The sequence below is a fragment of the Streptomyces sp. L2 genome (assembly GCF_004124325.1).
Lineage (GTDB): Bacteria > Actinomycetota > Actinomycetes > Streptomycetales > Streptomycetaceae > Streptomyces.
The window spans coordinates 4,432,055-4,450,399 of record NZ_QBDT01000001.1; the positions used below are offsets into that span (position 1 = coordinate 4,432,055).

Here is an 18,345-nt window from a genome sequence, read left to right on the forward strand (position 1 = left end):
CGGGGCTGGGGGCACTTCCCGGCCGAAGGCTGGGGGAGGGAATGTGACGACAGGGCCTAGAGGCGTTCCACCAGCAGCATCGCCCCGATGCCCAGCATGGCCGCCCCCGAGGTGCGGGTGACCGCGCGGGCCGCCGCGGGGCGGGCGGCGAGCAGGGCGCGCGCGAGGAGCCCGACGGTCAGGTAGACGGCGGCGCAGCAGGCCATGTGGAGCAGGCCGAGGGCCGCCGTCTGAGCGGGCACGGGCAGGTGGTGGCCGCGCAGGGTCAGGAACTGGGGGAGCACGGAGAAGTAGAGCAGCAGGCCCTTGGGGTTGAGGCCGCTGATCGTCGCGCCCCGCAGGAAGGGCCGGTCCTCGACCGGCTCGGCACCCCCGGGATCCCGGTCGGCCGCGGCGGCCGGGACCGCCGGGCGGCGCAGCACGCTCCAGCCCAGCCACAGCAGGTATCCGGCGCCCGCCACGGTCAGCGCGGTCAGCAGCCGGGGCGAGCCCGCCACCAGGACGGCGAGGCCCGCGGTCGCCAGGACCGTGTGGAGGGCGTAACCCGAGACCAGACCCGCCACCGCGCGCGGCACCGGGCTGCCGCGCAGGGCGGTCGCGATGACGTACGCCCAGTCGGCGCCCGGCACGCACACCAGCAGCAGGTCGAGCGCGAGGAAGGAGAGGAGGTGTGCCGAGTCCATACCGGCGACATTAGGCGTGAATGGCCCGAAAGTGTTGCCTAAGTTTGCTTCTGGGCGGCCTATGTGGGGGAAGATCTACCCCATGGACGACGTGGACCGGAAAATCCTTGCCGAGCTGCAGCAGGACGGGCGACTGACCGTGACCGAGCTGGCCGCGCGCGTGCGCCTGAGCGTCTCGCCCTGCCACCGCCGGCTGCGCGAGCTGGAGCGGTCCGGGGCGATCGAGGGCTACCGCGCGGTGGTGGACCCGACGGCGCTCGGCCTGAACTTCGAGGCGCTGGTCTTCGTCTCCATGCGCCAGGAGGACCGGGACACGGTCGCCGACTTCGAGCGGGCGGTCGGCGAGCTGGAGCACGTGCTGGACGCCCAGCGGCTCTTCGGTGAGCCCGACTACCTGCTGCGCGTCGCCACCGCCGACCTCACCGCCTTCCAGCGGCTGTACGACGACCGGCTGGCGACCCTGCCGGGCGTGCAGCGGCTCACCTCGACCCTGGTGATGAAACACGTCGTACGGGACCGGCCGCTGCCGGCGGGACGGCAGCCCTGAGCGCGGGCGAACCGGAGACGCGGCAGGCGGCGGTCCACTCGCGTGAACCACCGCCTGCCAGACAGGACTTGACTCCGGAGAACCGGAACGGGGAGGGAGGGAGGGGAAGAGGGGCCGGAGGCCTACCTCGTCGGCTTCTTGCCCGTCACGCCCAGGTGGACCAGCAGCGCCAGGTTGGGCTTGAGTTCGGCCTGCTTCACACCCCAGGAGGAGAAGCCCTTCTGGTGCGAGGCGACCGCCGCGAGCATCGCGACCAGCGAGCCGGCCACCGCCGCCGGGTTCACGTCCTTGTCGACCCTGCCCTTGGACTGCAGGTCCGCGATGGAGTCGGCGAGGGAGTTGTTCACCGAGTTCAGGATCTTCATCCGGATCTTGTAGAACCGTTTGTCCCCCTCGGCGGCACCGAGGTCGACCACGCGCAGGATCGCGTCGTTCTTGCGCCAGAACTCCAGGAACCCGTCCACGAGTTCCTGCGCGGTCTGCCAGCCCGCCTTGCCGGTCCACGTCCGGCCCGCCAGCAGCTCGGTCAACCCGGCGCCCTCGGCGGCCATTTGCTCGGCGATCTCCAGGACGGCGCCCTCGACGTCCGGGAAGTACTGGTAGAAGGTCGCGGGCGAAGTACCCGCCTTCCGGGCGACATCGATGACCTTGACGTCCCGGTAGGGGGAGGAGCTGAGCATCTCGCTGAGGCAGTCGAGCAGCTTCTGCCGGGTCGCCTGCCCACGCCGGCCGGCCACGCGGCCGTCGACGGTACGCACTTGTCCTGTCATGTCGTCAGCTTACCGAGGGGTGATCGGAGCGCTATTCGGCCGACTGCAAATGGGGTGCACGGGGGTATTGGGGGTGGTATGCCTGGTCTGCGGGGTGCGCGCGGCCCGGTTACTTTGACGACATGGCCGAAAACAGGGCATCGGGGAACGAAGAGGGGCAAGCGGCGACCGAGCCGGGCACCGGCACGCCGGCCGAGCCGGGCACGGAGACGCCCGCCGAGCCGTGTACGGAGGCGTCCGCCGGGTCGTCCACGGAGGCGCCCGCCGAGCCGTGTACGGAGGCGTCCGCCGGGTCGTCCACGGAGGCGTCCGCCGAGCCGTGTACGGAGGCGTCCGCCGGGTCGTCCACGGACGCGTCCGCCGAGCCGTGTACGGAGGCGTCCGCCGGGTCGTCCACGGACGCGTCCGCCGAGCCGTGTACGGAGGCGTCCGCCGGGTCGTCCACGGAGGCGCCCGCCGAGCCGTGTACGGAGGCGTCCGCCGGGTCGTCCACGGAGGCGCCCGCCGGGCCGCGTACGGAGGCGTCCGCCGGGCCGTCCGCCGCGACTCCCGCCGAGGCGTACCCCGAGGGTGTCCCCTGTTGGGTGGACGCCCAGCTCGCCGACGTGGAGGCGGGCCGGCGGTTCTACGGCGACCTCTTCGGCTGGTCCTTCGAGGAGGCGTACGGCACGTCCGTGTGGGCCCTGCTGGACGGTGAGCCCGTCGCCGCGCTCGCCCCCAAGACGGACGGCCGTATGCCCACCGTCTGGACCGTGTCCTTCGCGACGCCGGACGCGGCCGCCCTGAGCCGGCGGATCACCGCGGCCGGCGGACAGCTCGTGATCCCGCCGACACCGGTGGGCGAGCTGGGCACCGCCGTCCTCGCCACCGATCCCGAGGGCGCCGTGTTCGGCCTGTGGCAGGCGGGCGGCCACCCCGGATTCGGCCGCCGCCGCGAGGTGGGCACCTTCGTCTGGGCCGAGCTGTACACCCGGGACACCGCCGCGGCCAACGCCTTCTACGGCGACCTCTTCCACGACGCCCTCTTCGGCGAGGGCGCCCGGCCCGACTTCGGCCGCGCCGACGTCACGGACGTCTACCCGCCCGAGATGCCCCCGCACTTCCTCGCCCACTTCCGGGTCGCCGACCTCGACGAGGCCCTCGGTGCCGTCCAGCGGCTCGGCGGCCGGGTGCAGTCTCCGCCCTTCGAGACGTCGTACGGACTGGTGGCCGTCGTCACCGACAATCAGGGAGCATCGTTCGCACTCCTGCGACGGTGAGCGCGCGGGCGGCGGTGACGCACACCACCGCACCGGCGGTGCTATGACCGTATCCGTCCGGAGACACCCCGATTAATCACCGGGTTCGCAACCGGCGCCCCGGCCAGGAAGAATCGGGGTGCGTGCCGCCGGGGCGGTGCGGTGGTGAGACGCTGCACTCCGCTCGCGTACATATGTGGGTGGCGCGGCTCGTACGGGGAGGTGGCAGGCAAGTGGTGGATCAGCTGACGCAGCACGATCCGCGGCGGATCGGGCCGTTCGAGGTGCTGGGCCGGCTGGGCGCCGGCGGCATGGGGCTGGTCTATCTCGCACGCTCGGCATCCGGCCGGCGCGTGGCGATCAAGACGGTCCGCACCGAGCTGGCCGAGGACCAGCTGTTCCGCGTCCGCTTCACCCGCGAGGTGGAGGCGGCCCGCGCGGTCTCCGGGTTCTACACCGCGGCCGTGGTCGACGCCGACCCGCGCGCCGCCGTGCCCTGGCTCGCCACCGCGTACGTGCCCGCGCCCTCCCTCGAAGAGATAGTGAACGACTGCGGGCCGCTCCCGGCCCAGGCCGTGCGCTGGCTCGCGGCGGGCGTCGCCGAGGCCCTGCAGTCCATCCACGGCGCCGGCCTGGTCCACCGCGACCTCAAGCCGTCGAACGTGCTCGTCGTCGAGGACGGCCCCAGGGTCATCGACTTCGGCATCGCCTCCGGCGTGTCGAACACCCGTCTGACGATGACGAACGTCGCCGTCGGCACCCCCGCCTACATGTCGCCCGAGCAGGCCAAGGACTCCCGCAGCGTCACCGGCGCCAGCGACGTCTTCTCCCTCGGCTCCATGCTGGTCTTCGCCGCCACCGGACACCCGCCCTTCCACGGCGCCAACCCGGTCGAGACGGTGTTCATGCTGCTCCGCGAGGGCCCCGACCTCACCGGCCTGCCCGACGAACTGCGCCCGCTCATCGAGGTCTGCATGCAGATGGAGGCCACCGGACGCCCCAGCCCGGCCGACCTCCAGGCCCAGCTCGCCCCGCACCTCTTCGGCTCCGGCACCGACGACAGCGGCACCGCCTCCGCGTGGCTGCCCGAGAAGGCCGTCGCCCTCATCGAGGCCCGCCGCGGCGGCCGCCCCGCCGTGCGGCCCGCCCCGGCCGGCCCCACCGGCCCGCGCAGCGCCGGCCGGAACCCCGTCCCGCCGCCACCGTCGTACGACCCCGCCCCCGTCGGCGCCCCCGACACCGGGCCCGTCCACCTGGCCGGCGCCAAGGTGCCGATCGGCCCCGGCCCGCGCGTCGCCGACGCCCGCGCCGCCGCCGTCAAGGCACCCCCGCCGGAAGCCGGACTGGTCGCCAGCTGGTCCCGGCCCCGCCCCGGTGTGGGCGGCGCCGACCCGGCCGTGGCCGCGCCGCCGCCCCCGGAGACGGCGAGCGGCTGGCGCCCCTGGCGGTTCCGCATGTCCAACGACGTCTGGGGCACCCCGGCCGTCGACGGCGACCTCGTCTACGTCACCTCCTTCGAGGTGCACGCCCTGGACGTGGCCACCGGCCGGCGCCGCTTCAAGACCCGGGACGTCGCCTGGTCGATGGCGGTCGCGGACGGCCGTATCCACGCCTCCGACGGCCCCACCCTGTTCGCCCTGGACGCCCGCGAGGGCGGCGACCTGTGGCGGCTGAACACCGACGGCTGGGTGTACTCCCTGCAGGCCGACCGCGGCACCGTCGTCACCGGCACCCGGGGCGGCGGCGTCCAGGCCTGGGAGGCGTCCGGCGGACAGAAACTGTGGGAGATCAGCGGCTGCCAGACCGACTTCGAGTCCCCGGAGGCCGGTCCCGCCGTCCACGACGGCACCGTCTACGTCTGGCAGGACGCCCGGCTGCGCGCCCTGGAGGCCCGCACCGGCGAGGAGCGCTGGTCGTACCCCATCGGCGACGCGGCCTCCTGCGGCGGCGTCCCGGTACGCATCACCCCGGCCCCCGACGGCTACGTCTACGTCGCCGCCGGCACCCGGGCCCTCGCCGTCGACGTGGCCAGCGGCAGGGTGCGCTGGCACTTCGAGGCCCCCGCGGTCTTCCTGTGCCCGCCCACCTTCGCCCCCGGCCCGGCCGTGACCGGTGGCGGCATCTACCTCGCCGACTACCTCGGCACCGTCTACGCCCTCGACGCCACCGACGGCCGCGACCGCTGGCGCATCGCCACCGAGTCCCGCGCCTCGATCGAACCGGTGCTGGTGGCCGCCGGCCACGTCCACGTCGGCAGCGGCAAGGGCCTCTACACCCTGGACGCCGTCACCGGCACCCCCAAGTGGCGCTTCCAGGCCGGCGGAGACGTCGTCGGCGCCCCCTCGGTCGCCGAGGGCCGCATCCACTTCGGCTCCACCGACCACCTCCTCTACACCCTCAAGGCCGACGACGGCCGGCTCCGCTGGAAGCTCGCCACGGGCGGCGAGATCACCGGCTCGCCCGTCGTCCGGGACGGGGTCGTGTACGCGTGCAGCAAGGACCGCTGCGTGTACGCCCTGGACGCGGAGAAGGGCACGGGCACGGCACGCACGGCGTGACGCGGGGCCGGGGGGAGGCCGTACGACCGGCCTCCCCCCACCCCGGCCGGGCCGCGTACCCGATGGTCGCCGCGCGGTGACATGGCCGTGACACCCCGCCGCTAGCCTTCCCACATGCAACGACGTGGTCAGACTCTCAAGCTCGCAGCGGTGTCATCCCTGGTCGTCCTCGCCCTGACCGGCTTCACGAGCCGCCACCACAGCCACGGGCACGGCGGAGGCGGCTGCAGCAGCTCCCACCAGGACCACGACACCGTGACGCACCACCACTACTACGACGACGATGACGACGACGACTACACCGGCGGGAGCACCTCCTCCGGCACCGGCGGCTACGCCACCACCACACCGGTGCCGACCGCGACCGCCACGACCACGGACGTCACCGCGCAACTGATCAGCTGCGCCACGAAGAAGGCCCCGTACGCCACCGTCGAGGTCACCAACGCGGGCTCCACCGGCGGTGACTACACCGTGCACGTCGACTTCGACAACGCACAAGGAACGACCGTCGCCGAGAACGACGCCACCGTCACCGTGCCCGCCTACGACTCCGCCCGCGTGCGCGTGAAGCTCTCCGACACGGCCGGCGTCAGCACGGCCGGGCTCGCCGCGAAGGTCGACCACTGCGCGCTCGACCCGGAGGTACGGCCGGCCACCTGACCCTCGCCCGGTACGGCAGGTTGATGGTCACCGCGTCCGTCGCCGGGTCCGTCACCGGGTCCGTTCACCGCGTCCGGAAGCCGCCGCCCCGCCGCCGTCCGGCGAACAACTCTGCCTGCCGCTCGGCCGGCAGGTTCCCCAGCGCGATGAGCGCCGGGGCCTCGGCGAACCCCCGCTCCCGGGCCGCCCCCTTCGCGGCCCACAGCGCCCGCACGGTCCCCTGCACCCCCTCCGCCGGATACCCGGCGATCACCTCCGCGCAGCCGACCGCCGCCGCCAACGCACCGCCCGCCTCGGTCACTTCCGACACCAGCCCCACCTGATGCGCCCGCTCGGCCGTCATCCGCTCGGCGGTGCCCATCAGCACCATGCGGGCGACCTCCCCGTACGGCATCCGCTGGGCCATCAGCACCGACTCGTAGGCGGTGACCATGCCGTAGGTGGTGTGCGGATCGAAGAACGTGGCGGTGCTGTCGGCGACGACGAAGTCCGACTCCCCGAGGAGATAGAACGCGCCGCCGCAGGCCATCCCGCGCACGGCGGCCACCACCGGCTTCCACAGCCCGCACGCCTTCGGCCCGATCCCGAGCAGCGGATCGTCCGGCATGTACGGCGACGACGGCTGCGGCACGACCACGTCCCGGTCGATCCCCGTACAGAAGGCCCGCTCACCGGCGCCGGTGAGCACGACGGCCCGCACCCGGTCGTCGAACCGCAACGCGCCCCAGACCTCGCCGAGTTCGCGGACCATCTCCAGATCGACGGCGTTGAGCCGCCCGGGCCGGTCCAGGGTGACGACGGCGACACCGGAGTCCTCGTCGGCGTCCAGGCCAACCGTCTTCACGACAGCACCCATTGCGGCGTCCCGTCCGCGAACACCACATGCACCCGCGCCCCGATCCGGACCCGCTCCGGACCAACGGAGTCGAGCCCGGCCCCGGCCCGCTCCACCAGGTTCCCCACGAGCCGGATCCGGGGCGCGTCCTCCAGCTCCACGACGACCACGTGGTACGGCGCCTGCTCCGCGTACGCGGGCAGCAGCGGCGGATGCGGCACGACGTACGACCACACCCGGCCCCGCCCCGAGACCGGCCGCCACTCGCTCGCGAAGGACTGGCAGTGCGGGCAGCACGGCCGGGGCGGGAAGCGGGCCTCGCCGCAGTCGGCGCAGGTCTGGACGCGCAGTTCGCCCTGGGCGGCGTACTCCCAGAAGGGCGCGCCGTCGGCGTCGGTGACGGGCTTCAGCATGCGGCTCAGCTCCTCAGCAGCAGGGCGGAGGTGGGCACACCCTCGCCGGCGGTGACCAGACAGGTGGCGGCGTCCGGAACCTGCGCGGTACTCGTGCCGCGCAGTTGCTTCACGCCCTCGTTGATCAGGTTGAAGCCGTGCACGTACGCCTCGGACAGCCCGCCGCCCCCGGTATTGAGGGGCAGCCGGCCCCCGATCTCCAGCGCCCCCTGCTCGGTGAACGCCCCGCCCTCGCCCCGGCCGCAGAAGCCGTACCCCTCCAGGGAGAGCGGTATGAGGGCGGTGAAGGCGTCGTAGATCTGGGCCACGTCGACGTCGTCCGGGGTGAGGTCGGCGTGCTTCCACAGGTGCCGGGCGGCGGTCCAGGCGGGGCCGGTGAGGGGGTCGTCGTTCCAGTAGTTGACCATGCCGTGGTGCTGGGCGGGCAGCCCCTGGGCGGCGGAGTGGACGTACACGGGCCGCTGCCGGCAGTCCCGCGCCCGCTCCCGGCTGACGATCACGCAGGCCAGCGCGCCGTCAGTCTCCAGGCAGTTGTCGAAGAGGCAGAGCGGCTCGCTGATCCACCGGGAGGTCATGTACATCTCGCGGGTGAGCGGCCGTTCGTACATCACCGCCGCCGGGTTCTGGTTGGCGCGGTTGCGGCAGGCGAGGGCGACGTTGAAGAGGTGGTCGCGGGTGGCGCCGTACTCGTGCATGTAGCGGCGGGCCAGCATCGCTATCTCGTCGGCGGGCCGCAGCAGCCCGAACGGCCGAGTCCACTGTCCCGGAGTGGGCAGCTGCACCGCCGTGTTGGTCCACGGGCGGGCTCCGCTGCCCCGCTTCCGGGACCGCCAGGCGACCCCGACCGTGGCCTGCCCGGCGGCGATGGCCGCGGCGAGGTGGGCGACGGTGGCACACGAACCGCCGCCCCCGTAGCCGACCTTGCTGAAGAACGTGAGATCCCCGAACCCGACCGCCTTGGCCAGTTCGACCTCGTCCGTCTCCTCCATCGTGTAGGAGGCCAGGGCGTCGACCTCGCCGGGCGCGATCCCCGCGTCGTCCAGGGCGGCGAGCACGGCACGGCAGGCCAGGGCCCTCTCGTCCTCGGCCAGTCGCCTGGCGAACGCTGTCTGTCCGATCCCGACGATCGCGGTGGCGTCTTTGAGCCCCGGTCCGGCCATGGGTGCACCTGCCTTCCTCTCCTGACAGGCCGTCAGGTTACAGCTAATCTGACGGTCAGTCAGCTACACCGGAGGGGGCTGCGATGAACGACTGGGGCACCATCCCGGGCCTGGTACGGCACTCGGCCGAGCGGTACGGGGACGCCGAGGCGGTGGTCGACGGCCGCACGAGGATCACCTACGCCGAACTCGGCGCCCGCGTCGAACGCGCCACCGCGGCCTGCCTCGCCCACGGCGTACGGCTCGGCGACCGCGTCGCCGTCTGGGCCCCCAACTCCCTCGACTGGATCACCGCCGCCCTGGGCGCGGTCTGTGCCGGCGCCGTCCTCGTCCCGCTCAACACCCGCTTCAAGGGCGCCGAGGCGACCGACGTGCTGCGCAGGAGCGGGGCGCGGCTGCTGTTCGTGACGGGGACGTTCCTGGGCACGTCGTACGTGGCGGCGCTGCGGAGGGCGGCGGCGGGTTCACCGCAGGACCCCGGCGGACCGGGCCGCCCGCTGCCCGGACTCCCGGCCCTGGAACAGGTGGTGGTCCTCTCGGACGACGCCCCGCGGAACTTCCTCACCTGGAAGGACTTCCTGGCGGCGGGCGAGGGAGTCGAACCCGCCGAGGTACTGAGCCGCACCGGGTCCCTCACGCCGGACTCCCTCTCCGACATCATCTTCACCTCGGGCACGACCGGCCGCCCCAAGGGGGCGATGATCACGCACGGCCAGACGCTCAGGGCGTACGACATCTGGGCCGAGCTGGCGGGGCTGCGCGCCGACGACCGCTACCTCATCGTGAACCCGTTCTTCCACACCTTCGGCTACAAGGCGGGCGTCCTGGCCTGCCTGATGCGCGGGGCGACGATGATCCCGCAGCCGGTGTTCGACGTGGAGACGGCACTGGCGAACATCGCCGCCGAACGCGTCTCGGTCCTCCCCGGCCCCCCGACCCTCCACCAGTCCCTTCTGGACCACCCCTCCCGCGACGCCCACGACCTCTCGGCCCTGCGCCTGGTGGTGACCGGCGCCGCGGTCGTCCCGCTCCACCTGGTGGAACGCCTCCGCCACGAACTCGGTGTCGATACCGTCCTCACCGCCTACGGCCTCTCCGAGGCGAGCGGCATCGTCACGATGTGCCGGCGCGGCGACCCCGCGAAGGTGATCGCCTCCACGTCGGGCCGAGCGATCCCGGGCACGGAGCTACGCCTGGTCGACGGGGCAGGCCTTCCGGTACCCCCCGGCACCCCCGGCGAGATCCTCACCCGGGGCTTCACCGTCATGCGCGGCTACTACGAGGACGCCCCCGCGACAGCCGAGGTCGTCACCCCGGACGGCTGGCTGCACACCGGCGACGTCGGCGTCCTGGACGACGCGGGCAACCTGCGCGTCACCGACCGGATCAAGGACATGTTCATCGTCGGCGGCTTCAACGCCTACCCGGCGGAGATAGAGCAACTCCTCAGCACCCACCCCGACGTGGCCGACGTAGCGGTGGTGGGCATCCCCGACCCCCGCCTCGGCGAAGTGGCCAAGGCCTACGTCGTCCGCCGCCCCGGCTCCCTCCTCACCGCCCCCGACCTCACCGCCTGGTCCCGCCGCGAAATGGCCAACTACAAGGTCCCGAGAGCAGTGGAATTCGTCCCGGCCCTCCCGAGAAACGCGAGCGGCAAGGTCCTCAAGGGCGAGCTGAGGGGTGGGAGGGGAGGGGCGGTGAGGTGGGGAGGGTGAGGGAGCGGGCGCTGAGTTGAGGGGTGGCGGGGGTTGGTGCTGGGCGAGGGGGTTGCAGAAGAGGGTGTTGTGAGGTTGCCGTGGGGCCGCCCGCTTCTTCGGCCAGTGTCGGGCTTCCGCGAGGTGAGTCAAGGGCGCTGCGCGTCGGCTTCGCCGAGGACCCTCCGGGCCCCCCTTGACACACCTCGCTCCAGCCCGGGGGGAGAAGCGAGCGGGCAGCCCGGGAAAAGTGGCCGGCTGAGCGGCGTCCTCCCTTGGGCACGCTGCGTTCCGGACCGGGGAGGGGTGCGCGCTCGCGCCTCGCAACGACGCCGGGCGGGTTTGGCGGCTTGCGGTGGGTTGGGGGCGCCCTCCCCGTACTGGGGGCACGCCGGGCGAGCTAAGCGGCTTGCGGTGGGTTGGGGGCGCCCTCTCGGACTGGGGGCACGCCGGGTGGGCTAAGCGGCTTGCGGCGGGTGGGGCGGGCTCCCCCCTCGCAACGACGCCGGGTCGGCTTAGCGGCTTGCGGTGAGTGGGGGCAGAGTCGGTGGCCGCCAAAGCCTCGTCTCGGGGGCCGCTCCGCAGCAGGTCGGCGACGGTCCGGGTGGGGGAGGTGAGCCGCAGTCCCTGCCGCTCCACGACGTCCCGGTCGCCGAGTGCCACGCGGTGGACGTGTATGCCCTTGCCGAGGCGGCGGACGGTGAGCCCGGGGTCGGTGAACTCAAGCGGCGCGGCGCGGTGGTCGCCGAGTATCTCGATGCGCCAGAGTGTGGCCGCGGACCGGTGGCTGACGACGAGGCGGGGCTCGCGGAGCTGCTCGGCGCGGAGTCGGGTCAGTAGGGTCGGCTCGCGGCCCGGCTCGGCCCAGGCGCCGCACCGCAGCTGCGTCCAGCCGTCGGCCCGCAGGGCACGGGAGAGGCCGCGCCGGGGCCAGCCGGCGGCCACGGCGTGTGCGGTGAGGAGGACGCCCCCGTCGGCCAGTCTCCTCAAGTCCCTTGGGTCCACCCCGGCAAGATCGCAGAGTCCGTGAGCCGGCGCTCCCCCTGTGGACAACGGACGGTGGGGCCGGTCGCGACACAGCTCGGCCGCGGCGGCTCCCCCTCCGCGCCGCCGCGGCCGATCCCCCGTCGTTCGTGGAAGTGCGTGGACGTGCTACGCCTTCTCGGTGCCGGCGTGGTTCTCCAGGGTCTTGACGATGTTCTCCTGGAGGAGACCGGCGTGGTTCTCGAGCGGCTTTATGGTCCCGCCGTCCGTGGTGCCGCCGGCGTGGTTCTCCAGCGGGTCGACGGTGGAGCCGTCGTCCGGGCTGCCGGCGTGGTTCTCCAGCGTGCTGATCTTGTGCTTCGGCGAGGTCTCGCTCATCGTCGGCAACTTCCTTCGCGTCGTAAGGTGATGGGCCCGCCCGGCGACTCCCCCGAGGGCCTCCGGACGGGCGTCAAGGCCGTTCACCCTAACGGTGGGGCCGAGTGCCGGGACCGTCTGCCCCCCGACGCGACGGACCGGCACTGATGAGAATGACGGGCGGCGATAAACAAACAATGAACGGCGCCCTCCGGTGACCGTCAGGCCGCGGTGGCGGGGCGCAGCAGCGCCCTCACCTGCTCGGCCTCGGCCGCCCCGAACTTCTCGTGCACGCTCAGGGCCTCGCTCCAGCAGGCCCGGGCCCGGTCGGTCTGTCCGAGCCGGTCGAGGGCCTGGCCCAGCACGGTGAGGACGTTGGCCCGCATCCAGTCGCCCCCGATGACCTGGAGGGCCAGTGCCTGTTCGGCGTGGCGGGCCGCCTGCGCCGCCTGCCCGGCGCCGAGATGGGCCTCGGAGATGCGGAAGTTGGCCGTGCCCTCCCAGAGCCGCTGCCGGTTCTCCTGGAACAGCCGCAGGGCCTCGTGGAGTTGTTCGAGGGCCTCCGGTCGCCGGCCGGCGGCGCTCAGCGCGATGCCGAGGGCGAGCCGGGCGTTGGCGACCCGCAGGGTCAGGCCGAGCTGGTCGTATATCGCCAGGCCCCGCCTCGCCAGTTCGACGGCGCTGGTCAGCCGCCCGAGTTTGACGTGGATCCGGGACAGGTTGCACAGCGCGCTGGCCTCGCCCGGCAGGTTGCCGTCCGCGCGGTAGTTGGCGATGGCCTCCTGGAGGTGCCGTTCGCCGTCGTCGTTGCGCCCCTGGTAGAGGGCGATGATCCCGCGGTCGTTGGGAGCCCAGCAGCAGGGCGCGAGGTCTCCCGCCTCCTGTGCGCACAGGATGGCCAGCCGGGCCTCCTCGTCGGCCTGGGCGAACCTGTCGGAGACCAGGAGCGCGTTGGTCAGCGCGGTGCGTGCGCGGCCCTCGGCGCGGCGGTCGCCGGCCTCCTCGGCGGTGTCCCGCAGGGCGATCGCGGTGCTCTCGTACTGGTGGGAGTTGGCCCCGGACTCGGTGAGGTCCTTGGCGACCCACAGCAGGTCCACGGCCCGGCGCAGCATGCCGTGCCCCGCGCCTTGGCGCACGCAGGCCAGGAGGCAGTCGCCCTCCGCGTACAGCCAGTCCACGGCGGCCTTGGGGCCGGTGAAGGCCAGCCCCGGGTACTCGGTGCCCTCCAGGTGGTCCACCAGGCGGTCACCAGGTCGTTCGATCGCGTACACCCCCGCCGCCGTAGCCAGGTAGAAGTCCAGCAGTCGCGACAGTGCCGCGCCGCGCTCGCTGGGGGGCTGTTCGTCGCGTTCTGCGCAGGAGCGGGCGTAGAGGCGGACGAGGTCGTGGAAGCGGTAGCGGCCGGGGGCGGCGGACTCCAGGAGGGAGGTGTCGACGAGGGACTCCAGGAGGTCCTCGGTGTCCTCCGGGGGGAGGTCGAGGACGGCCGCGGCGGCGGCGAGGGACATGTCGGGGCCGTCGGCGAGGCCCAGCAGGCGGAAGGCGCGGGCCTGGGCCGGCTCCAGCTGGCCGTAGCCGAGTTCGAAGGTGGCCTTGACGGCGAGGTCGCCGGCCTGGAGTTCGTCGAGGCGGCGGCGTTCGTCGGCGAGCTTGGCGGCGAGGACGGAGACGGTCCAGGTGCGGCGGGCCGCGAGGCGGGAGGCGGCGATGCGGATGGCGAGGGGGAGGAAGCCGCAGGCGGCGACGACGTCGAGGGCGGCCTCGCGCTCGGCGGCGACCCGCTCCTCGCCGACGATCTTCGTGAAGAGGGCCAGCGCCTCGTCGGGGGACATCACGTCCAGGTCGACCAGGTGGGCGCCGGCCAGGTCCACCATGCGCACGCGGGAGGTGACCAGGGCCGCGCAGCCCTCCATGCCGGGCAGCAGGGGCCGTACCTGGGCGGCGTCCTTGGCGTTGTCCAGCAGGACCAGGACCCGGCGGCCGTCGAGGACCGAGCGGTACAGGGCGGCCCGCTCCTCCAGGGAGTCGGGTATCGCGGAGTCCGCGGTGCCGAGGGCGCGCAGGAACGAGCCGAGGACCGTCTCCGGTTCGGCGGGGCGGTGGCCCGCGCCCTGGAGGTCGACGTAAAGCTGGCCGTCGGGGAAGGCGGTGCGGGCCCGGTGGGCGACGTGCACGGCGAGGGTCGTCTTGCCGACGCCGCCGATCCCGGCGAGCGCGGACACGGCCATCACGCGGCCCTCCGCCTCGGAGGCCGACGCCAGCACCTCGCTCAGCTCGTCCACGACGGCGCTGCGGCCGGTGAAGTCGGGTACGGAGGCGGGGAGCTGGGCCGGGCGGACGGGGACCCGGGCGGGCTCCGCGACGGGCGCCGCGGGTGCGGCGAGGGCGGGGTCGGCCTGGAGGATGCGCTGCTGGAGTTCGCTCAGTCCGGGGCGCGGGTCGACGCCCAGCTCCTCGGCGAGCAGGCGGCGGGTGTCGGCGTAGACGGCGAGGGCCTCGGCCTGGCGGCCGCTGCGGTACAGCGCCAGCATGAGGAGTTCGCGCAGGCGCTCGCGCAGCGGCTGCGCGGCGGTCAGCGCCGTCAGTTCGGAGACCGCCTCGGCGTGGCAGCCCTGCTCCAGGTCCATGTCGAGGCGGGATTCGAGGAGCTGGAGCCGCCATTCCTCCAGGCGGACCCGCTGGGCGTCGGCGTACGGCCCGGGTATGCCGGCCAGGGCCTCGCCGTCCCACAGGCCGAGCGCACGGTTCAGCAGCTCCCGGGCGTGGGTCAGGTCCCCGGCGCCCCGCGCCTTCTCCGCCCCGGCCGCCAGCTCCTGCGCCGCCGCCAGGTCCAGCGCGTCCTCGCCGAGACCCCGGACCGCGTAGCCCCCGGACTCGCTGACCAGGACGCCGGGATCGAGCACCTTGCGCAGCCGGGAGGCGTACGTCCGCACCGCGGCCAGCGCCTGGGAGGGCGGCTCGGTGCCCCATAGGGCGTCGATCAGCTCGGCCGCCGTGGCCGTACGGCCCTCGCGCAGCAGCAGGGCGGCGAGCAGGGCACGCTGCTGGGGGGAGCCGGTGTTCAGCGCCTCCTCGCCGTGCCAGGCCCGCACCGGACCGAGCACGCTGAAGCGCGCCGCCACCGGATCCGTGGCGTTCACGGATCCGGGACGCCGCTGCTCCGGCACTCGCGGCCCATCGTCCATGCGTTCGCCCCCCTGGGTGTCACGAACAACTCCGCCAGTTTGCCTTGTTCACGGCGGTTGCGTCAGCCGTGCGAGACACCGATCACAGCCAGGCACACGGGAGTCCACAAGGCCCTCACACGCTCTCCGCACCCGCGGGGGCGGCCGGGAGGGCCGAACCCGCTAGCTGACGCCCCGTCAGATCAGCGCTACCGTGAGCGTCATGGACACCGACACCACCGGCACGGCCGACAGCTCCGCCTTCCCGCTGATCATCTCCGTCGACGACCACACCGTCGAGCCCGCCACCGTGTGGCAGGACCGGCTGCCGAAGAAGTACCTGGACACCGGGCCCCGCACGGTCCGCGCCCCGGTCCGGGAAATGACCTTCCTCGGCGGGCACTTCAGGCCCGTCATGGGCGACCCGGGCAGCACCGGTGACGGCCCCGTCGGCGACTGGTGGGTCTACGAGGACCTGCACCGCCCCCTCACCCGCCTCGACACCGCCGTCGGCTACAGCAGGGACGAGATCAAGCTGGAGGTCATCACCTACGAGCAGATGCGCCCGGGCTCGTACGACGTGCCGCGGCGCCTCGCCGACATGGACGTCAACCACGTCCAGTCCGCGCTCTGCTTCCCCACCTTCCCCCGGTTCTGCGGCCAGACCTTCACCGAGGCCCGGGACAAGGAGCTCGCGCTGCTGTGCGTGCGCGCCTACAACGACTGGATGGTGGAGGAGTGGTGCGGCCCCGAGGCGCGCGGCCGGCTCATCCCGCTCACCCTGATCCCCCTCTGGGACGCGGAGCTGGCCGCGGCCGAGGTCCGGCGCAACGCCGCGCGCGGGGTCCGGGCCGTCGCCTTCTCCGAGATACCCCCGCACCTGGGCCTGCCGTCCGTCCACGGCGACGACTGGGACCCCTTCCTCGCCGCCTGCGCCGAGACCGGCACGGTCGTCGCCATGCACATCGGCTCCAGCAGCCGCATGCCCAGCACCTCCCCGGACGCCCCGCCCGCCGTCGGCTCCACCATCACCTTCGCCAACTGCTGCTTCTCGATGGTCGACTGGCTGATGAGCGGCAAGTTCGAGCGCTTCCCGGGTCTGAAGGTGATGTACGCGGAGGGCCAGATCGGTTGGATCCCCTACATCCTGGAGCGCGCGGACGTGGTGTGGGAGGAGAACCGGGGCTGGGGCGGGGTCGCCGACAAGGTGCACCGGCCGCCGTCCGAGCTGTTCACCGACCATGTCTACGGCTGCTTCTTCGACGACGCCTTCGGGCTGCGCAACCTCGACGCGATCGGCGTCGGGAACGTCCTCTACGAGACCGACTACCCGCACTCCGACTCCACCTGGCCCAAGTCCCGCGAGGTCGGCGAGGCGCAGATGGGGCACCTGCCGGCGGACGTGGTGGAGCGGATCGTCCGGGGCAACGCCATCGACCTGCTCGGTCTCACCGAGGACGGCCTCTGGCAGGGGTCCCGGTGAGCCTGGCGTACGGCATCCAGCTGCCCGTGCAGTCCCAGAGCACCCTCTACACGGAGGGCTGGGAGGCCGCCGCCGGGGCCGCCGACCTGGTCGAGGTGGCCCGCGCCGTGGACCGGGCCGGCTTCGCCTACCTCGCGGTCTGCGACCACGTGGCCGTCCCGCGCCGGCTCGCCCCCGCGATGAGCACGGTCTGGTACGACCCCGTCGCCACCCTCGCCCACCTCGCGGCCGTGACCGGCCGGGTGCGGCTGCTCAGCCATGTGGCCGTCGTCGCCCTGCGGCACCCCCTCCTCACCGCCAAGCAGTACGCCACCCTCGACCACCTCTCCGGCGGCCGCCTGATCCTCGGGGTCGGGGCGGGGCACGTGCGCGAGGAGTTCGAGGTGCTCGGCGTCGACTTCGAGCGGCGCGGGGCCCTGCTGGACGAGACGATCGACGCGCTGCGCGCCGCCCTCGGAGAGGAGGAGTTCCCCGAACACCACGGGGACTTCTTCGACTTCGCCGGCCTCGGGCAGCGGCCCCGGCCCACGCAGACCGCCGTACCGGTGTGGGTGGGCGGTTCGTCCCCCGCGGCCGTGCGCCGGGCCGCGCTGAAGGGCGACGGCTGGCTGCCGCAGGGGGACCCGCGGGACCGGCTGCCCGGACAGATCGCGAAGCTGCGCGCGCTCCGCGAGGAGGCCGGCGTCAAGGAGCCCCTCACCGTCGGTGCGATCACCGAGCCCCTGTACGTCGGCACCGCCGGCTGGGACGTCGGGCGGCGCACCCTCACCGGGCCGCCGGAGGAGATCGCCGAGTCGCTGCGGGCGTACCGCGCGATGGGCGTGGACCAGATCCAGGTGCGGTTCCTCAGCCGGAGCCGTGACGAACTCATCGACCAGATCGCCGCGTTCGGGGCCGCAGTCGCACCCGAACTGGACTGAGGAGTCAGCATGGGCAAGTTGGACGGGCGGGTCGTCCTCATCACCGGGGCGGCACGCGGGCAGGGCGAGCAGGAGGCGCGGCTGTTCCGGCAGGAGGGCGCGCGGGTCGTCGTGGCGGACGTGCTGGACGACCTGGGGGAGGCGCTGGCCAAGGAGATCGGCGCGCTCTACATCCACCTCGACGTGGGCACGGAGGACGGCTGGCGGGAGGCCGTCGCGGCCGTCAAGGGGGGTTACGGCCGGATCGACGGGCTGGTCAACAACGCCGGCATCCTGCGCTTCAACGCCCTCGTCGACACCCCGCTGGACGAGTTCATGCAGGTCGTCCAGGTCAACCAGGTCGGCTGCTTCCTCGGGATGAAGACGGTGGCGCCCGAGATGGAGGACGGCGGCACGATCGTCAACACCGCCTCCTACACGGCGGTCACCGGGATGCCGGCCGTCGGCACCTACGCCGCGACCAAGCATGCCGTGCTCGGGCTGACCAGGGTCGCCGCGATGGAGCTGGCGGGCCGCCGCATCCGGGTCAACGCCGTGTGCCCGGGGGCCATCGACACCCCCATGTCCAACCCGGCCCGCCTCGACCCGGACGCCGACCCGGAGGAGATGAGCCGGGCCCTGGACCAGCTGTACCGCAAGCTCGTGCCGCTCGGCCGGGTCGGACAGCCGGAGGAGGTGGCCCGGCTCGCCCTGTTCCTCACCTCGGAGGACTCCTCGTACATCACCGGGCAGCCGTTCGTGATCGACGGGGGGTGGCTGGCGGGGGTCAGTGTCATCTGACTTCCAGTCAGCTATTGACGGTGACGGCGGCCGGTGCGACAGTCGGCCGACAGGCTGAATCTGACGGTACGTCAGAAACGCTGCTCGGAACGTCGA

The 18,345-nt window shown here is 73.2% G+C and carries 17 protein-coding genes; 9 read left to right on the forward strand and 8 right to left on the reverse strand.

The window, feature by feature from the left end:
* Positions 1 to 56: 56 nt before the first annotated feature.
* Entirely contained in the window at positions 57 to 683 is a 627-nt protein-coding gene (locus DBP14_RS19790; RefSeq protein ID WP_129308497.1) for a LysE family translocator, read from the reverse strand.
* Between the two features lie 82 nt (positions 684 to 765).
* Between DBP14_RS19790 and DBP14_RS19795 the strand changes: the two genes are divergently transcribed.
* Positions 766 to 1,230 carry an Lrp/AsnC family transcriptional regulator gene (locus DBP14_RS19795; RefSeq protein ID WP_129308498.1) on the forward strand — a complete coding sequence of 155 codons (465 nt, stop codon included), beginning with the start codon at positions 766 to 768 and terminating at the stop codon, positions 1,228 to 1,230.
* A gap of 122 nt (positions 1,231 to 1,352) precedes the next feature.
* Here DBP14_RS19795 and DBP14_RS19800 read toward each other — a convergent pair whose 3' ends face one another.
* Together DBP14_RS19800 and DBP14_RS19805 are read right to left on the reverse strand one after the other, a co-directional pair.
* Positions 1,353 to 2,000: a TetR family transcriptional regulator gene (locus DBP14_RS19800; RefSeq protein WP_206739307.1), complete on the reverse strand. Its 648-nt coding sequence runs from the start codon at positions 1,998 to 2,000 to the stop codon at positions 1,353 to 1,355.
* 109 nt (positions 2,001 to 2,109) lie between these two features.
* Entirely contained in the window at positions 2,110 to 2,493 is a 384-nt protein-coding gene (locus tag DBP14_RS19805) for a hypothetical protein (protein ID WP_129308499.1), read from the reverse strand.
* Positions 2,494 to 2,584: 91 nt separating this feature from the next.
* Between DBP14_RS19805 and DBP14_RS19810 the strand changes: the two genes are divergently transcribed.
* From DBP14_RS19810 to DBP14_RS19820, 3 genes are all read left to right on the forward strand, one after another.
* On the forward strand, positions 2,585 to 3,259 hold the full coding sequence (locus DBP14_RS19810; RefSeq protein WP_129308500.1) for a VOC family protein: 675 nt from the start codon (positions 2,585 to 2,587) through the stop codon (positions 3,257 to 3,259).
* Between the two features lie 212 nt (positions 3,260 to 3,471).
* Complete coding sequence (locus DBP14_RS19815; protein ID WP_129308501.1) at positions 3,472 to 5,796, forward strand: serine/threonine-protein kinase; 2,325 nt, start codon at positions 3,472 to 3,474, stop codon at positions 5,794 to 5,796.
* A 114-nt stretch (positions 5,797 to 5,910) separates the two neighbouring features.
* Positions 5,911 to 6,459, forward strand: coding sequence for a hypothetical protein (locus tag DBP14_RS19820; RefSeq protein ID WP_129308502.1), 549 nt, complete (start codon positions 5,911 to 5,913; stop codon positions 6,457 to 6,459).
* A gap of 64 nt (positions 6,460 to 6,523) precedes the next feature.
* Here DBP14_RS19820 and DBP14_RS19825 read toward each other — a convergent pair whose 3' ends face one another.
* The 3 genes from DBP14_RS19825 to DBP14_RS19835 are packed head-to-tail and all read right to left on the reverse strand — an operon-like array spanning position 6,524 to position 8,867.
* Positions 6,524 to 7,315, reverse strand: coding sequence for an enoyl-CoA hydratase/isomerase family protein (locus DBP14_RS19825; RefSeq protein ID WP_129308503.1), 792 nt, complete (start codon positions 7,313 to 7,315; stop codon positions 6,524 to 6,526).
* Positions 7,300 to 7,707, reverse strand: coding sequence for an OB-fold domain-containing protein (locus tag DBP14_RS19830; RefSeq protein ID WP_129308504.1), 408 nt, complete (start codon positions 7,705 to 7,707; stop codon positions 7,300 to 7,302). The genes DBP14_RS19825 and DBP14_RS19830 overlap by 16 nt, the downstream gene beginning before the upstream one ends.
* 5 nt (positions 7,708 to 7,712) lie before the next feature.
* Positions 7,713 to 8,867 (reverse strand): lipid-transfer protein, encoded by a 1,155-nt coding sequence (locus DBP14_RS19835; RefSeq protein ID WP_129308505.1) that lies wholly within the window; start codon positions 8,865 to 8,867, stop codon positions 7,713 to 7,715.
* An 83-nt stretch (positions 8,868 to 8,950) separates the two neighbouring features.
* On the opposite strand from DBP14_RS19835, the gene DBP14_RS19840 reads away from it, so the two are divergent.
* Positions 8,951 to 10,582: a FadD3 family acyl-CoA ligase gene (locus DBP14_RS19840; protein ID WP_129308506.1), complete on the forward strand. Its 1,632-nt coding sequence runs from the start codon at positions 8,951 to 8,953 to the stop codon at positions 10,580 to 10,582.
* 507 nt (positions 10,583 to 11,089) lie between these two features.
* Positions 11,090 to 11,401: a hypothetical protein gene (locus tag DBP14_RS19845; protein ID WP_129308507.1), complete on the forward strand. Its 312-nt coding sequence runs from the start codon at positions 11,090 to 11,092 to the stop codon at positions 11,399 to 11,401.
* A gap of 312 nt (positions 11,402 to 11,713) precedes the next feature.
* On the opposite strand, the gene DBP14_RS19850 is transcribed toward DBP14_RS19845, so the two are convergent.
* Together DBP14_RS19850 and DBP14_RS19855 are read right to left on the reverse strand one after the other, a co-directional pair.
* Entirely contained in the window at positions 11,714 to 11,923 is a 210-nt protein-coding gene (locus DBP14_RS19850) for a hypothetical protein (protein WP_129308508.1), read from the reverse strand.
* Between the two features lie 200 nt (positions 11,924 to 12,123).
* Complete coding sequence (locus tag DBP14_RS19855; protein ID WP_129308509.1) at positions 12,124 to 15,087, reverse strand: BTAD domain-containing putative transcriptional regulator; 2,964 nt, start codon at positions 15,085 to 15,087, stop codon at positions 12,124 to 12,126.
* Positions 15,088 to 15,289: 202 nt separating this feature from the next.
* On the opposite strand from DBP14_RS19855, the gene DBP14_RS19865 reads away from it, so the two are divergent.
* From DBP14_RS19865 to DBP14_RS19875, 3 genes are read left to right on the forward strand one after another with little or no spacing between them, the layout of a single operon-like run.
* On the forward strand, positions 15,290 to 16,549 hold the full coding sequence (locus DBP14_RS19865; RefSeq protein ID WP_129308510.1) for an amidohydrolase family protein: 1,260 nt from the start codon (positions 15,290 to 15,292) through the stop codon (positions 16,547 to 16,549).
* On the forward strand, positions 16,546 to 17,469 hold the full coding sequence (locus DBP14_RS19870) for an LLM class F420-dependent oxidoreductase (protein ID WP_347239656.1): 924 nt from the start codon (positions 16,546 to 16,548) through the stop codon (positions 17,467 to 17,469). The genes DBP14_RS19865 and DBP14_RS19870 overlap by 4 nt, the downstream gene beginning before the upstream one ends.
* A gap of 9 nt (positions 17,470 to 17,478) precedes the next feature.
* The gene (locus tag DBP14_RS19875; protein ID WP_129308511.1) at positions 17,479 to 18,249 is read left to right on the forward strand and encodes an SDR family oxidoreductase; all 771 of its coding nucleotides are present in this window, start codon (positions 17,479 to 17,481) and stop codon (positions 18,247 to 18,249) included.
* Positions 18,250 to 18,345: the final 96 nt, after the last annotated feature.

What these genes read in the sequence shown, in the direction of transcription:
- DBP14_RS19790 (WP_129308497.1), bottom strand. Translation starts at nt 683, where the DNA reads ATGGACTCGGCACACCTCCTCTCCTTCCTCGCGCTCGACCTGCTGCTG.
- DBP14_RS19795 (WP_129308498.1), top strand. Translation starts at nt 766, where the DNA reads ATGGACGACGTGGACCGGAAAATCCTTGCCGAGCTGCAGCAGGACGGG.
- DBP14_RS19800 (WP_206739307.1), bottom strand. Translation starts at nt 2,000, where the DNA reads ATGACAGGACAAGTGCGTACCGTCGACGGCCGCGTGGCCGGCCGGCGT.
- DBP14_RS19820 (WP_129308502.1), top strand. Translation starts at nt 5,911, where the DNA reads ATGCAACGACGTGGTCAGACTCTCAAGCTCGCAGCGGTGTCATCCCTG.
- DBP14_RS19825 (WP_129308503.1), bottom strand. Translation starts at nt 7,315, where the DNA reads ATGGGTGCTGTCGTGAAGACGGTTGGCCTGGACGCCGACGAGGACTCC.
- DBP14_RS19830 (WP_129308504.1), bottom strand. Translation starts at nt 7,707, where the DNA reads ATGCTGAAGCCCGTCACCGACGCCGACGGCGCGCCCTTCTGGGAGTAC.
- DBP14_RS19835 (WP_129308505.1), bottom strand. Translation starts at nt 8,867, where the DNA reads ATGGCCGGACCGGGGCTCAAAGACGCCACCGCGATCGTCGGGATCGGA.
- DBP14_RS19840 (WP_129308506.1), top strand. Translation starts at nt 8,951, where the DNA reads ATGAACGACTGGGGCACCATCCCGGGCCTGGTACGGCACTCGGCCGAG.
- DBP14_RS19850 (WP_129308508.1), bottom strand. Translation starts at nt 11,923, where the DNA reads ATGAGCGAGACCTCGCCGAAGCACAAGATCAGCACGCTGGAGAACCAC.
- DBP14_RS19855 (WP_129308509.1), bottom strand. Translation starts at nt 15,087, where the DNA reads ATGGACGATGGGCCGCGAGTGCCGGAGCAGCGGCGTCCCGGATCCGTG.
- DBP14_RS19865 (WP_129308510.1), top strand. Translation starts at nt 15,290, where the DNA reads ATGGACACCGACACCACCGGCACGGCCGACAGCTCCGCCTTCCCGCTG.
- DBP14_RS19875 (WP_129308511.1), top strand. Translation starts at nt 17,479, where the DNA reads ATGGGCAAGTTGGACGGGCGGGTCGTCCTCATCACCGGGGCGGCACGC.